This is a genomic window from Streptomyces sp. NPDC058470 (assembly GCF_042721055.1).
GTDB lineage: Bacteria > Actinomycetota > Actinomycetes > Streptomycetales > Streptomycetaceae > Streptomyces.
The window spans coordinates 105,522-120,771 of record NZ_JBHXMF010000010.1 but is presented as its reverse complement, the minus strand read 5'-3'; the positions used below and the strand labels follow the sequence as shown (position 1 = coordinate 120,771).

General features: G+C 70.3%; 9 protein-coding genes. 7 read left to right on the top strand and 2 right to left on the bottom strand.

Features of this window, described 5'->3' with window-relative positions:
• Positions 1 to 63: 63 nt before the first annotated feature.
• Entirely contained in the window at positions 64 to 3,645 is a 3,582-nt protein-coding gene (gene smc, locus ACFWP7_RS10120; protein ID WP_384378940.1) for a chromosome segregation protein SMC, read from the top strand.
• Between the two features lie 252 nt (positions 3,646 to 3,897).
• Positions 3,898 to 5,313, top strand: coding sequence for a sugar porter family MFS transporter (locus tag ACFWP7_RS10115; RefSeq protein WP_384378937.1), 1,416 nt, complete (start codon positions 3,898 to 3,900; stop codon positions 5,311 to 5,313).
• A gap of 142 nt (positions 5,314 to 5,455) precedes the next feature.
• Here the strand turns inward: ACFWP7_RS10115 and ACFWP7_RS10110 are convergent, their stop codons facing one another.
• The gene (locus ACFWP7_RS10110; RefSeq protein WP_384378933.1) at positions 5,456 to 6,427 is read right to left on the bottom strand and encodes an LLM class flavin-dependent oxidoreductase; all 972 of its coding nucleotides are present in this window, start codon (positions 6,425 to 6,427) and stop codon (positions 5,456 to 5,458) included.
• A 194-nt stretch (positions 6,428 to 6,621) separates the two neighbouring features.
• Between ACFWP7_RS10110 and ftsY the strand changes: the two genes are divergently transcribed.
• Positions 6,622 to 7,833: a signal recognition particle-docking protein FtsY gene (gene ftsY, locus ACFWP7_RS10105; RefSeq protein WP_384378930.1), complete on the top strand. Its 1,212-nt coding sequence runs from the start codon at positions 6,622 to 6,624 to the stop codon at positions 7,831 to 7,833.
• A 108-nt stretch (positions 7,834 to 7,941) separates the two neighbouring features.
• Here the strand turns inward: ftsY and ACFWP7_RS10100 are convergent, their stop codons facing one another.
• Positions 7,942 to 8,604: a bifunctional DNA primase/polymerase gene (locus ACFWP7_RS10100; RefSeq protein WP_384378927.1), complete on the bottom strand. Its 663-nt coding sequence runs from the start codon at positions 8,602 to 8,604 to the stop codon at positions 7,942 to 7,944.
• Between the two features lie 447 nt (positions 8,605 to 9,051).
• Here ACFWP7_RS10100 and ACFWP7_RS10095 point away from each other — a divergent pair, with 447 nt between their 5' ends.
• From ACFWP7_RS10095 to ACFWP7_RS10080, 4 genes are all read left to right on the top strand, one after another.
• A complete protein-coding gene (locus ACFWP7_RS10095) occupies positions 9,052 to 10,533 on the top strand; it encodes a hypothetical protein (RefSeq protein WP_384378924.1) in 1,482 nt (493 codons plus the stop codon).
• A 339-nt stretch (positions 10,534 to 10,872) separates the two neighbouring features.
• Positions 10,873 to 12,210 (top strand): ammonium transporter, encoded by a 1,338-nt coding sequence (locus ACFWP7_RS10090; protein ID WP_384378921.1) that lies wholly within the window; start codon positions 10,873 to 10,875, stop codon positions 12,208 to 12,210.
• Positions 12,207 to 12,545, top strand: a complete 339-nt coding sequence (locus ACFWP7_RS10085) for a P-II family nitrogen regulator (RefSeq protein WP_164411711.1) — start codon at positions 12,207 to 12,209, stop codon at positions 12,543 to 12,545. The genes ACFWP7_RS10090 and ACFWP7_RS10085 overlap by 4 nt, the downstream gene beginning before the upstream one ends.
• Before the next feature lie 28 nt (positions 12,546 to 12,573).
• Positions 12,574 to 15,036 (top strand): [protein-PII] uridylyltransferase, encoded by a 2,463-nt coding sequence (locus tag ACFWP7_RS10080; protein WP_384378917.1) that lies wholly within the window; start codon positions 12,574 to 12,576, stop codon positions 15,034 to 15,036.
• Positions 15,037 to 15,250 lie beyond the last annotated feature (214 nt).

Below are 15,250 nucleotides of genomic sequence, written 5' to 3'. Positions count from 1 at the left end.
CCTTCATGGGTGAAACCGCGTGTTCATGGAGTGATACCGGCCCGAAAGGTAGAGTCCAGCGGCGTGCACCTCAAGGCCCTCACCCTGCGCGGGTTCAAATCGTTCGCCTCGGCGACCACACTGCGGTTCGAGCCGGGCATCACCTGTGTCGTGGGCCCCAATGGTTCGGGCAAGTCCAATGTCGTGGACGCGCTGAGCTGGGTCATGGGCGAGCAGGGTGCCAAGTCGCTGCGCGGCGGCAAGATGGAGGACGTCATCTTCGCCGGCACCACCGGGCGTCCGCCGCTCGGCCGTGCCGAGGTGTCGCTCACCATCGACAACTCCGACGGCGCGCTGCCCATCGAGTACGCCGAAGTCACCATCACGCGGATCATGTTCCGCAACGGCGGCAGCGAGTACCAGCTCAATGGCGACACGTGTCGACTGCTGGACATCCAGGAACTGCTGAGCGACTCCGGCATCGGCCGTGAGATGCACGTCATCGTCGGACAGGGCCAGCTCGACTCCGTACTCCACGCCGATCCGATGGGCCGCCGCGCCTTCATCGAGGAGGCCGCGGGCGTACTCAAGCACCGCAAGCGCAAGGAGAAGGCGCTGCGGAAACTGGACGCGATGCAGGCCAACCTGGCCCGTGTCCAGGACCTGACGGACGAGCTGCGCCGGCAGTTGAAGCCGCTGGGCCGGCAGGCCGCGGTCGCGCGCCGCGCCGCCGTCATCCAGGCCGACCTGCGCGACGCCCGGCTCCGTCTCCTCGCCGACGACCTCGTACGACTGCGCCAGGCGCTCCAGAGCGAGATCGCCGACGAGGCCGCGCTGAAGGAACGCAAGGAGACCGCCGAGGCCGAGCTGAAGAAGGCGCAGCAGCGCGAAGCGCTCCTGGAGGACGAGGTCCGCCGGCTCGCTCCCCGCCTGCAGAGCGCCCAGCAGACCTGGTACGAGCTGTCGCAGCTCGCCGAGCGGGTGCGCGGCACGATCTCGCTGGCCGACGCGCGCGTGAAGAGCGCGACTTCCACACCGCCCGAGGAGCGGCGCGGGCGCGACCCCGAGGACATGGAGCGCGAGGCCGCGCGGATCCGTGAGCAGGAGGCCGAGCTCGAAGCGGCCCTGGAGGCTGCCGAGCACGCCCTTGAGGACACCGTCGCGCACCGGGCCGAGCTGGAGCGCGAGTTCGCTGTCGAGGAACGCCGCCTCAAGGACGTCGCCCGCGCCATCGCCGACCGCCGCGAAGGCCTCGCCCGGCTGGGCGGCCAGGTCAACGCCGCCCGTTCGCGGGCCGCCTCCGCACAGGCCGAGATCGACCGTCTGGCCGCGTCCCGCGACGAGGCCCAGGAGCGCGCGGTCGCGGCCCAGGAGGAGTACGAGCAGCTGAAGGCCGAGGTCGACGGCCTCGACGCGGGCGACGCCTCGCTGACGGATCAGCACGAGGCGGCCAAGCGGGCGCTGACCGACGCGGAGGCCGCGCTGACAGCGGCCCGCGAGGCGGCCACGGCGGAGGAACGCAAGCGCGCCGCAACGCAGGCCCGTCGCGAGGCTCTCGCTCTCGGACTGCGCCGCAAGGACGGCACAGGGGCGCTGCTCGGCGCCAAGGACCGCCTCACCGGCCTCCTGGGACCCGCGGCCGAGCTCCTCACGGTCACCCCCGGCTTCGAGATCCCCCTGGCCGCCGCCTTCGGTGCCGCGGCCGACGCGATCGCGGTCACCACCCCCGCCTCGGCGGCGGACGCCATCCGCATGCTCCGCAAGCAGGACGCGGGGCGGGCGGCGCTGCTGCTGGCGGGCGCGCCGGACGAGCGGAGCACGAACGCGGCGGAGGGCGGCGTATCCCGTCAGGAACGGAACGACGGGCCGCCGCACGCGGCCGAGCTGGTGCGCGGGCCCGCCGAGCTCATGCCCGCCGTACGGCGGCTGCTGCGCGGGATCGTCGTGGTCGGCACCCTTGAGGACGCTGAGGAACTCGTCTACGGGCGGCCGGAGTTGACGGCCGTCACCGCTGAAGGAGACCTGCTGGGTGCCCACTTCGCGCACGGCGGCTCGGCCGGGGCGCCGAGTCTGCTGGAGGTGCAGGCGTCCGTCGACGAGGCGGCGGCGGAGCTCGAAGAGCTGGCCGTGCGGTGTGAGGCGCTCGGCGAGGCGCAGCACGAGGCCACGGAGCGGCGGAAGGAAAGTGCCGCGCTCGTCGAGGAGTTGGGCGAGTGGCGGCGGGCCGCCGAGCGCGAGAAGTCGGCCGTGGCACAGCAGTTGGGGCGGCTCGCCGGGCAGGCGCGGGGCGCGGTGGGGGAGGCGGAGCGGAGTACCGCCGCCGCGGCGCGGGCGCAGGACGCGCTCGACCGTGCCGTGGAGGAGGCGGAGGAGCTGGCCGAGCGGCTCGCCGTCGCCGAGGAGATGCCGGTGGAGGAGGAGCCCGACACCGGCGTACGGGATCGGCTGGCCGCCGACGGCGCCAACGCGCGGCAGACCGAGATGGAGGCCCGGCTCCAGGTGCGTACGCACGAGGAGCGGGTGAAGGGGCTTGCCGGGCGGGCCGACGGTCTCGACCGGGCCGCGCGGGCCGAACGTGAAGCACGCGCGCGTGCCGAGCAGCGCCGGGCCCGGCTGCGGTACGAGGCCGAAGTCGCCGAGGCCGTTGCCTCCGGGGCACGGCAACTGCTCACGCACGTCGAGGTCTCGCTGACCAGGGCCGATGAGGAGCGGACCGCCGCCGAGAGCGCCAAGGCCCACCGGGAGCAGGCTCTCGGCGTCGCCCGTGGAGAAGGACGTGACCTCAAGGGCGAGCTCGACAAACTCACGGATTCGGTTCACCGCGGCGAGGTACTCGGTGCCGAGAAGCGGATGCGTATCGAGCAGCTGGAGTCGAAGGCGTTGGAGGAACTCGGTGTCGAACCGGCGGGGCTGGTGGCGGACTACGGCCCGCAGCAGCTCGTGCCGCCCTCGCTCGCCGCCGAGGGCGAGGAACTGCCCGAGGACCCGGAGCACCCGCGCAACCAGCCCCGGCCGTTCCACCGCGCCGAGCAGGAGAGGCGGCTCAAGTCAGCCGAGCGGGCGTACCAGCAGCTCGGCAAGGTCAACCCGCTCGCGCTGGAGGAGTTCGCCGCTTTGGAGGAGCGCCACAAGTTCCTCAGTGAGCAGCTGGAGGACCTCAAGAAGACGCGTACCGACCTGCTTCAAGTGGTGAAGGAGGTCGACGAGCGCGTCGAGCAGGTCTTCACCGAGGCGTACCGGGACACGGCCCTGCAGTTCGAGGGCGTCTTCAGCCGGCTGTTCCCGGGAGGGGAGGGGCGGCTGATCCTGACCGATCCCGACAACATGCTCACCACGGGTGTGGACGTGGAGGCCCGCCCTCCGGGCAAGAGGGTCAAGCGGCTGAGTCTGCTCTCCGGCGGCGAGCGGTCCCTGACCGCCGTGGCGTTGCTCGTGTCGATCTTCAAGGCACGGCCCAGCCCGTTCTATGTGATGGACGAGGTCGAGGCGGCGCTCGACGACACCAACCTCCAGCGGCTGATCGGGATCATGCGGGAGCTGCAGGAGGCCTCGCAGCTGATCGTGATCACGCACCAGAAGCGCACGATGGAGGTCGCCGACGCGCTGTACGGCGTCTCCATGCAGGGTGACGGTGTGTCGAAGGTCATCAGCCAGCGCCTCCGCTAGATGTGTGTAGCTCACACGGGTCTTGACCTGGGCCTTTCTCTTGAGTTCAAGTCTTGAACATTTGACGGCTTCTCTCTACCGAAAATTCACAACAGACCCCCCTGTTGACTTCGAAACTTGAAGGAATAGTCTCTGCAACGTTGCTTTTACCTTCAGGTGGTGGGTGGCGCCAAGTTATGTGCCACTTGTACGACCACTTGAAGGGCTCGCCCCCACCCCCGGCAGTGAGGCCGGTGGCCCGAGGAGTTACACGTGACCAGCACAGTGCCCCCGAACGCAGGCGCCCGAGCGGCTCATCCCGAGCATCTCGGCCATGTCATCTTCATCGCGGCGGCGGCCGCGATGGGCGGGTTCCTCTTCGGCTACGACAGTGCCGTGATCAACGGCGCCGTCGAAGCCATCCGAAGCCGGTACGACATCGGCTCGGCGGCGCTGGCCCAGGTCATCGCCATCGCACTGATCGGCTGCGCCATCGGCGCGGCGACCGCGGGACGCATCGCCGACCGCATCGGCCGCATCCGCTGCATGCAGATCTCCGCCGTCCTCTTCACCATCAGCGCCGTCGGCTCCGCGCTGCCCTTCTCCCTGTACGACCTGGCCTTCTGGCGGGTCATCGGCGGCTTCGCCATCGGCATGGCCTCCGTGATCGGCCCCGCCTACATCGCCGAGGTCGCCCCGCCCGCGTACCGCGGCCGCCTCGGGGCCTTCCAGCAGGCCGCGATCGTCATCGGCATCGCCATCTCGCAGCTGGTCAACTGGGGCATCCTGAACGCCGCCGACGGCAACCAGCGCGGCACGCTCGTGGGCCTGGAGGCCTGGCAGGTCATGCTCGGCGTGATGGTCATCCCGGCCGTCCTCTACGGCCTGCTCTCCTTCGCGATCCCCGAGTCGCCGCGCTTCCTGATCTCCGCGGGCCGGGACGAGCACGCCCGTCAGGTGCTCAAGGAGGTCGAGGGCGACAAGATCGACCTCGACGCCCGTGTCGCCGAGATCGAGCACGCCATGAAGAGCGAGCACAAGTCGACCTTCAAGGACCTGCTCGGTGGCAGCGTCTTCTTCAAGCCGATCGTCTGGGTCGGTATCGGTCTCTCGGTCTTCCAGCAGTTCGTCGGCATCAACGTCGCGTTCTACTACTCCTCGACGCTGTGGCAGTCGGTCGGCGTCGACCCGACGGAGTCGTTCTTCTATTCGTTCACGACGTCGATCGTCAACATCATCGGCACCGTGATCGCCATCATCTTCGTCGACCGCATCGGCCGCAGGCCGCTCGCCCTCATCGGTTCCGTGGGCATGGTCGTGGGTCTCGCCCTTGAAGCCTGGGCCTTCTCCTTCGACCTGGTGAACGGCAAGTTGCCGGCGGCCCAGGGCTGGGTCGCCCTGATCGCCGCCCACGTCTTCGTTCTCTTCTTCGCCCTCTCCTGGGGTGTCGTCGTCTGGGTCTTCCTCGGCGAGATGTTCCCGAACAGGATCCGCGCCGCCGCGCTCGGCGTCGCCGCCTCCGCGCAGTGGATCGCCAACTGGGCCATCACCGCGAGCTTCCCGTCCCTGGCCGACTGGAACCTCTCCGCGACCTACGTGATCTACACGGTCTTCGCCGCGCTCTCCATCCCCTTCGTGCTCAAGTACGTGAAGGAGACCAAGGGCAAGACCTTGGAAGAGATGGGCTAGGTCCCGTCGTACGGCCCCCGGAACTCGGGGAGACGGGCCACATCCCCGCCGCCCGTCTCCCCGTACTCATCAGAAGAAGACGTTCGGCCCCGGCTCGGCCTTCGAGGTCCTGAGCCGGGGCCGTTCGCCGTTCTCCGTCCCGTCAGTCCTTGAGGCGGGGCAGGACGTTCTCGCAGAACAGGTGCAGGCTGCGCCAGCCCTCATCGACGGGCATTCCGCCGGACAGTGGGTGCAGGACGTAGTTGTCGAGGCCCTGTGCCACGCACTCGTCGGGCGTGAGGATCCGGTAGACGCCCTCGGCGCGCAGTTCGTCCACCGTCGTGGCCGCCGACTTCACCGCCGAGCGGATGTCGCCGGACTGCCAGGAGGCGTACGTCCGTGCCTCGTGCAGGAAGTGCGTGCCGTACTCGGCCCAGGCCCGGTCCGGGTCCTCGGCGAGGTGCAGCAGCGGGGTCTCCGCAGACGGCATCATGGTCCAGCCCTCGGTGCCGTACTCGAGGAGCCGCTCCTTGTAGTACGCCTCCAGGTCGGGAAGGTGGGCGCTGGGGAAGAACGGCAGGCCCAGACGTGCCGCCCGGCGGGCCGCCGCCTTCGAGGAACCGCCGACCAGCAGCAGGGGATGCGGGTCCGAGAACGGCCGCGGAGTGACCCGTACGGTCCTGCCTCGGTACTCGAAATCCTCGCCGGTCCACGCCTTCAGGACCGTCTCCAGCAGCTCGTCCTGGAGTTTGCCGCGCCGCTTCCAGTCGACGTCGAAGAGGGCGTACTCCTCGGGCCGGTAGCCGATGCCCGCGACCGTGATGAGGCGTCCGCCGCTGAGCAGATCGAGTACGGCGATGTCCTCGGCGAGGCGCAGCGGATCGTGCAGCGGTCCGATGACCGCCGACACGGTGACCGCGATGTGCCGGGTCGCGCCGAACACCGCGCCCGCGAAGGCGAACGGCGACGGCAGCCAGTTGTTGGCCACGCCGTGGTGCTCCTCGGTCTGCACGGTGGTGATGCCGCGGTCGTCGGCGTACGCGGCCATCTCAACTGCCGCTTTGTAGCGGGCGCTCAACGACGCGGGGGTGGCGTCGGGCTCGACGAGGTTGAAACGTACGACGGTTACGGGCATGGGGAGTCCCCTTCGTGTGTGGAGGGGGACGGTAGCTGACGGTTCATCAGGTCGCCAGAGTGGCGGGTTCGGGTTCGCAGGGTGCGCGGCGTTCCGCGCGGAGGAAGCCCCCCTCTTTGGAGGAAGCTACAAAATCCCTTGCTCGGGAGGGGTTCTCCCTCCCGAGCAAGGGATGGCCGATACTGGGTGGCGTTATGGAAATCGTCATCCTTGCTGTAGTCATCGCCGTGGTCGTGATCGGCGCGCTCGGTGGGCTCGTCGTCGGCAGTCGTAAGCGGAAGCTGCCTCCGCCGCCCCCGGCCGCCCCCGACATCACCGCCCCCCCGGCCGAGCCGCATGTCGGCGACGAGGCCGCGACACCGCGCGACGAACCGCGCCGCACGATCGAGGAGGTGGATCTCCCGGGCCCCGGCCCCGACGCCTCGGCGCCGTCCCCCGTCGCTGTCGAGGAACCCCCGGCACCCCCCGCGATCGAGGTCCCGGAGCCCGCCGCGGGGCGCCTGGTGCGGTTGCGCGCCCGGCTCTCGCGCTCGCAGAGCGCGCTCGGCCAGGGCCTGCTCACGCTGCTCTCGCGCGAGCACCTCGACGAGGACACCTGGGAGGAGATCGAGGACACGCTGCTCACCGCCGATGTCGGTGTGCAGCCCACCCAGGAGCTGGTCGACCGGCTGCGGGAGCGCGTGAAGGTGCTCGGCACCCGTACGCCCGTCGAACTGCGCGCGCTGCTGCGCGAGGAGCTGCTCCAGCTGCTCGTCCCCGAGTTCGACCGAGAGGTCAAGACGGACTCGAACCTCGACACCCCGGGCATCGTGCTGGTCGTCGGGGTCAATGGCACCGGCAAGACCACCACGACGGGCAAGCTCGCGCGCGTGCTGGTCGCCGACGGCAAGCACGTCCTCCTGGGCGCCGCGGACACCTTCCGTGCCGCCGCCGCCGACCAGCTGCAGACCTGGGGTGAGCGTGTGGGCGCCCGCACCGTGCGCGGTCCCGAGGGCGGTGACCCCGCCTCGATCGCGTTCGACGCGGTCAAGGAGGGCATCGAGGAGGGCGCCGACGTCGTCCTCATCGACACCGCGGGCCGGCTGCACACCAAGACCGGGCTCATGGATGAGCTCGGCAAGGTCAAGCGTGTCGTCGAGAAGCACGCCCCGCTGGACGAGATCCTGCTCGTCCTCGACGCCACCACCGGGCAGAACGGCCTGGTCCAGGCCCGGGTCTTCGCCGAGGTCGTCAACATCACCGGCATCGTGCTCACCAAGCTCGACGGCACGGCCAAGGGCGGCATCGTGATCGCGGTGCAGCGCGAGCTGGGCGTGCCGGTCAAGCTGGTGGGACTGGGGGAGGGAGCGGACGATCTGGCGCCGTTCGAGCCGGAGGCGTTCGTGGATGCCCTTATCGGAGAGTAGGCGCACACCGAATTCAGGCAGAGTCACCAGGTGCTCGGAGAAGCGCCCGCCCCCAAGGTGCAGTGGGAGGCGGGCGCTCGGTCATGTGAGCCCGCGGTTCGCGAACGGCTACGCCCGCGACCGATGGGCCACGTAGGCCAGCGTCCCCAACAGCAGCCGTGCCTGCGGCGGTTTCGTCGCCGAGTCCAGGGCGGGGGAGCGCAGCCAGCGGACCGGGCCGAGCCCCGCGCGGTCGGAGGGCGGGGCCGTGATGTGCGTACCCGAGCCCAGGCCGTGCAGGTCGAGGGAGGCATCGTCCCAGCCCATTCGGTAGAGCAGCTCGGGCAGTTCGGGTGCGGAGCCGGGGGTGACGAAGAAGTGGGCGCGGCCGTCCGGGGTCGCCGTCACGGGTCCGAGGGGGAGCCCCATGCGTTCGAGTCGGACGAGGGCGCGGCGCCCGGCGGCCTCGGCGACCTCGATCACGTCGAACGCGCTGCCGACCGGCAGCATCATGGCGGCACCCGGGAAGTCGGCCCAGGCCTCGGTCACTTCGTCGAGCGTGGCGCCGGCCGGGATCGTCGGTGCGAAGTCGAGTGGGTGCGCACCCGGCGCGGGACAGTCGGCCCTGCCGCAGGAGCACGCGCCCGCGGCGGTCCGGGCGCCCGGGACCACGTCCCAGCCCCAGAGTCCGGTGAACTCCGCCACCGCGGTGCACTCCGACGAGCGGCCGCGGCGCCGTGAGCCGGGCCGGAGCTCGCGCGTGCCCCGACTACTGCCGATCGTGAAGCCCATGCCCCCTCCAACGGGTCCGATCCACCGGCGGTTACGTGTTGGAATGGGAACGTGACCCTGTGTTCCCGACTTCCCCTGTGTCGCCCGGTCCAGACGGCGCTCAGTGGTGCCCTGGGTAGTGCGCTCGGCATTGTGCGCCCCGGCGCACACCGCTCCGCCCACTCCCGGCCGTCCTATGTCAAGTGAATCGCGCGTGGGCGATGCGGAGTTCATTCGAAGGGGTGGCGAATGGTGGCGTTTCCAGGATCGCCATGGCTGGAGGCGTGATCGTAGGATTACTTTGAGTACACGAGTCCTGGGGACGTGTGCACTCGTGGGTATGCCAAGGGCAAGTCGACTTCCCGTTCGAAGGGTGAGAAGTACCGGACGGGCGGCCGTATTTACCGGCATTCTGATAGGGCTTGGCGCACGCAGCGTACAAGTGGTCTCAGGGATGGGGGCGTTCCAGTGGGCGGCAACGGCGGAGGCGGGACGACCGCGACCGGCACGGACAAGCGCCCCAACGAGCTGCTCGGCTCGTGGTTCGTGCGCAGCGGCTGGTCCAAGGGTGAGCTCGCACGTCAAGTGAACCGCAGGGCCCGCCAGTTGGGGGCCAGCCACATCTCCACGGACACCTCGCGGGTACGTCGCTGGCTGGACGGCGAGAACCCGCGCGAGCCGATCCCGCGGATCCTGTCCGAGCTGTTCTCCGAGCGGTTCGGCTGTGTCGTCGCCGTCGAGGACCTCGGCCTGCGCGCCGCCCACCAGTCACCGTCCGTGTCCGGCGTCGACCTGCCCTGGACGGGCCCGCAGACCGTGGCGCTGATCAGCGAGTACTCACGCAGCGACCTGATGCTGGCGCGGCGCGGCTTCCTCGGCAGCTCGCTCGCCCTCGCCGCGGGTCCGGCCCTCATCGAGCCCATGCAGCGCTGGCTCGTGCCCTCGTCCGCAGCGCTCCGCGAGGAGCCCGAGCCCGCCACCTCGGTGCGCCGCGGACAGCTCTCCAAGCCGGAGCTGGACCTCCTGGAATCCACCACGGTGATGTTCCGGCAGTGGGACGCCCAGTGCGGCGGCGGCCTGCGCCGCAAAGCGGTCGTCGGACAGCTGCACGAGGTGACGGACCTGCTCCAGGAGCCCCAGCCCGCCGCGACGAACCGGCGCCTGTTCAGGGTCGCCGCCGAACTGGCCGAGCTGGCGGGCTGGATGAGCTACGACGTGGGGCTCCAGCCCACCGCGCAGAAGTACTTCGTCCTCGCCCTGCACGCCGCCAAGGAAGCGGGCGACAAACCGCTCGGCTCGTACGTCCTCTCCAGCATGAGCCGCCAGATGATCCACTTGGGCCGGCCCGACGACGCACTGGAACTCATCCACCTCGCGCAGTACGGAAGCCGCGACTGCGCGAGCCCGCGCACCCAGGCCATGCTGTATGCGATGGAGGCGCGCGCGTACGCCAACATGGGCCAGCCCGGAAAGTGCAAGCGCGCCGTCCGGATGGCCGAGGACAGCTTCGCCGACGTGCACGATTGGGACGACCCGGACCCCGACTGGATCCGCTTCTTCTCCGAGGCCGAGCTGTACGGCGAGAACTCGCACTCCTACCGTGACCTCGCCTATGTCGCCGGACGCAGCCCCACCTACGCCTCCATGGCCGAGCCCCTGATGCAGCAGGCCGTCGACCTCTTCGCCAAGGACGCCGAACACCAGCGTTCGTACGCACTGAACCTGATCGGCATGGCCACCGTGCACCTCCTCCAGCGGGAGCCCGAGCAGAGCGCGGTCAGGGCCAAGCAGGCCATGTCGTACGCGAGGAAAGTGCGCTCGGAGCGCGTCAACACTCGTATCCGAAAGACAGTCGACACGGCGGCCCGGGACTTCGGGGATCTCGCCGAGGTCGTCGACCTCACCGACCAGCTCGCCGTCGACCTGCCTGAGACCGCGGAGGCGGTCTGACCGGGGCCGCGCAAGCGGCTACTCCCCAGTACCCCGGCCGTGGCCGGCCGTCCCGAACTGCCCGACTCGGCTCCCCCATGCCAGGTCATCGGACGGCCCGCCGCGGCCGGCCTGTCTCCCCCTCGGGGAAGGTTGCGCCACGATAACGATCGCTCGGTCCGGTCTCAGGCAGTTCATCGAGGCGTAACACGTGAGATGTCTTCGTCACTTCGGTGAAACATCGAGGGGTGCCGACCGAAACCGCGCTGCGCCAATCTCATGGCGCATAACCGGCCCACCCCTCACGCCCACTTCAGGCTTCGCCCGCACGGGGCCGTACCAACCGACGAGGAGACGCCGATGGCACCAGCCATCACCCTTGCCGCAGATGCACCCACGCTGTCTGCTGCCAACACAGGGTTCATGCTCATCTGTTCCGCCCTGGTGCTGATCATGACGCCCGGCCTGGCCTTCTTCTACGGAGGCATGGTCCGCGTAAAGAGCACCTTGAACATGCTGATGATGAGCTTCATCAGCATGGGCATAGTCACCATCCTGTGGGTGGTGTACGGCTTCTCCCTCGCCTTCGGTACGGACAAGGGCTCGCTCATCGGCTGGACCTCCGACTACGTCGGGTTCGGCGGTGTCGGCATCACGGACCTCTGGGACGGCTACACCATCCCGATCACGGTCTTCGCCGCGTTCCAGCTGATGTTCGCCATCATCACACCGGCTCTGATCAGCGGCGCTCTTGCGGACCGCGTGAAGTTCACCGCATGGTCCCTCTTCATCGCCCTGTGGGTCACGGTCGTGTACTTCCCGGTCGCGCACTGGGTGTGGGGCACCGGCGGCTGGGCGTTCGAACTCGGCGTGATCGACTTCGCGGGTGGTACGGCGGTTCACATCAACGCCGGTGCGGCGGCGCTCGGCGTGATCCTCGTCATCGGTAAGCGTGTGGGCTTCAAGAAGGACCCGATGCGCCCGCACAGCCTCCCGCTGGTCATGCTCGGCGCCGGTCTGCTGTGGTTCGGCTGGTTCGGATTCAACGCCGGTTCGTGGCTCGGCAACGACGACGGTGTCGGCGCGCTGATGTTCCTCAACACGCAGATCGCCACCGCCGCTGCGATGCTCGCCTGGCTCGCCTACGAGAAGATCCGGCACGGCGCGTTCACCACGCTGGGTGCCGCCTCCGGTGCGGTCGCCGGTCTGGTCGCGATCACCCCGTCCGGCGGTGCGGTCTCCCCGCTCGGCGCGATCGCCGTCGGCGCCATCGCCGGTGTGCTGTGCGCCATGGCCGTCGGCCTGAAGTACAAGTTCGGCTACGACGACTCGCTCGACGTCGTCGGTGTCCACCTCGTCGGCGGTGTCGCCGGCTCCCTGCTCATCGGCTTCTTCGCCTCCGGCAAGGGCCAGTCCGATGTCGAGGGCCTCTTCTACGGCGGCGGCCTGACCCAGTTCTGGAAGCAGTGCGCGGGCGTCGGCGCGGTCCTCGCCTACTCCCTCATCGCCTCCGCGATCCTCGCCTTCCTGATCGACAAGACGATCGGGATGCGGGTCAGCGAGGACGAGGAGGTCGCGGGCATCGACCAGGCCGAGCACGCCGAGACCGCATACGACTTCAGCGGCACCGGTGGTGGTGCGGGCTTCACCTCCACCCCGACCCCCGCTGCGGGCACGGCCAAGAAGGTGGACGCATGAAGCTCATCACCGCCGTCGTGAAGCCTCACCGGCTCGACGAGATCAAGGAGGCCCTGCAGGCCTTCGGAGTACACGGCCTGACGGTCACCGAGGCCAGCGGCTACGGTCGGCAGCGGGGACACACCGAGGTCTACCGTGGTGCCGAGTACACGGTCGACCTGGTCCCCAAGATCCGCATCGAGGTGCTGGCCGAGGACGACGACGCCGAAGGCCTGATCGACGTCATCGTCAAGGCGGCCCGCACCGGCAAGATCGGTGACGGCAAGGTCTGGTCGATCCCGGTCGAGACCGCCGTCCGGGTCAGGACCGGCGAGCGCGGCCCGGACGCGCTCTAAAGAGACAAAGAAAGACAGGAGTCGCTGGGTGACGAGTACGGACACGCGTTCCGAAGCAGAGGACTCGGGACCCAGCGGCTATGCGGCGGCCCGGCTGCGCCTCCTCCAGGGGGAGGCACAGTCCGGGCCGCCGCGTCGTGCAGCCCTGGCCGAACTCACCGACGACTGGCTCACCGGCCTCTTCGACGCCGGCGCCGAGGCGCTGCGCGGCGTCTCCCTCGTCGCCGTCGGCGGCTACGGCCGCGGCGAGCTCTCCCCGCGCAGCGACCTCGACCTGCTCCTCCTGCACGACGGCAGCGACTCCGGCGCCGTGGCCGCCCTGGCCGACCGCATCTGGTACCCCGTCTGGGACCTCGGCCTCGCCCTCGACCACTCCGTCCGTACGCCCACCGAGGCCCGTAAGACCGCAGCTGAGGACCTCAAGGTCCAGTTGGGCCTGCTCGACGCCCGGCATATCGCGGGCGACCTCGGCCTCACCGCCTCACTGCGTACGGCCGTCCTCGCCGACTGGCGCAACCAGGCGCCGAAACGTCTCCCCGAACTCCAGGAGCTCTGCGCCGAACGGGCCGAGCGCCAGGGCGAGTTGCAGTACCTGCTGGAGCCGGACCTGAAAGAGGCACGCGGCGGACTGCGCGATGCCACCGCCCTGCGCGCCGTAGCCGCCTCCTGGCTCGCGGACGCGCCCCGCGAAGGCCTCAGCGACGCACGAAGGCGCCTCCTGGACGTCCGCGACGCACTCCACCTCACCACCGGCCGCGCCACCGACCGCCTCGCCCTCCAGGAACAGGACCAGGTCGCCGCGGAACTCGGACTCCTCGACGCCGACACACTGCTGCGCCAGGTGTACGAGGCGGCGCGCGTCGTTTCGTATGCGAGCGATGTGACCTGGCGCGAAGTGGGGCGCGTACTGCGGTCGCGCGCCGTCCGTCCGCGCCTGCGCGCCATGCTCGGCGGTGGCGCCAAGCCCGCCACGGAACGCTCACCGCTCGCCGAGGGCGTGGTCGAGCAGGACGGCGAGGTGGTGCTCGCACGTGCCGCGCGCCCCGAGCGCGACCCCGTGCTCCCCTTGCGTGCGGCGGCCGCGGCGGCGCAGTCGGGACTTCCGCTCTCCCTGCACGCCGTACGGCGCATGGCGGCAACCGCGCGCCCGCTGCCCACGCCCTGGCCCGCCGAGGCGCGCGAACAGCTCGTCACACTCCTCGGCTCCGGCCGCCCGACCATCGAGGTCTGGGAGGCGCTGGAGGCGGAGGGCCTGATCACCAGACTGCTGCCCGACTGGGAGCGCGTGCGTTGCCGGCCGCAGCGCAACGCCGTCCACATCTGGACCGTCGACCGCCACCTCATCGAGACGGCCGTCCGCGCCTCCGAACTGGCCCGCCGCGTGGGCCGCCCCGACCTGCTCCTCGTCGCCTCCCTGCTGCACGACATCGGCAAGGGCTGGCCCGGCGACCACTCCGTGGCGGGCGAGATCATCGCCCGGGACGTGGCCGCCCGGATCGGCTTCGACCGCGCGGACGTGGCGGTGCTCGCCACCCTCGTACGCCACCATCTGCTGCTCATCGAGACCGCGACCCGGCGCGACCTGGAGGACCCGGCCACCGTCCGCTCGGTCGCCGAGGCGGTCGGCTCGCAGGGCACGCTCGAACTGCTGCACGCGCTCACCGAGGCGGACGCCCTGGCCACCGGGCCCGCCGCCTGGTCCTCCTGGCGCAGTTCCCTGGTCACCGACCTGGTGAAGCGGGTCTCGGCGTCGCTCTCCGGGGACGCCCCCGAGGAGCCCGAGGCAGCGGCCCCCACGGCCGAACAGGAACGGCTCTCGATCGAGTCGTTCCGCACGGGCGGCCCCGTACTCTCGCTGCGCGCACAGACCGAACCGGTCGACTCCGAGGCCGCCGGCACGTCCGCGCCGCACGACCCGGAGCCGCTGGGCGTGGAGCTCCTCATCGCCGTACCGGACCAGCCCGGTGTGCTCCCGGCCGTCGCGGGCGTCCTCGCCATGCACCGGCTGACCGTTCGCACGGCCGGACTGCGCGCCCTCGACCTGCCCGACGGCGTCGAAGGATCGGTCCTGCTGCTCAACTGGCGGGTCGCCGCCGAGTACGGCTCCCTGCCCCAGGCCGCCCGCCTGCGCGCCGACCTCGTACGCGCCCTGGACGGCTCCCTCGACATCGCGGCCCGGCTCGCCGAGCGGGACGCCGCCTACCCCCGGCGCCGGGGCACGATCGCGCCGCCGCCCCGGGTCACGGTCGCGCCCGCGGCATCACGTCATGCCACCGTCATCGAGGTCCGTGCCCATGACGCCCCCGGCCTGCTGCACCGCATCGGACGGGCGCTGGAGGAGGCGAACGTACGGGTGCGGAGCATGCATGTGTCGACGCTGGGCGCGAACGCCGTGGACGCCTTCTATGTGACGGGGGCGAAGGGCGCGCCCCTGCCGGGGGAAGAGGCGGCTTCGGTGGCCCGGGGGCTGGAAGAGATGCTGCGGGGGTGAGCGCGTGAGGGCGAGCCCGCGTACGGGGGATGCCTTCAGGGGCGTACGAACGCGGTGTGAGTCCGAATACGAGGGGTGCCTCCAACCTCGTACGAACGCGGTGTGAGTCCGAATACGGGGGTGCCCTCAGCCTCGTACCAACGCGGTGGAGTCCCTTCCGCGCGCGGCCAGATACCCTGGAGGGCGATTCCCATCGCCCCCGACCCCTGAGGAC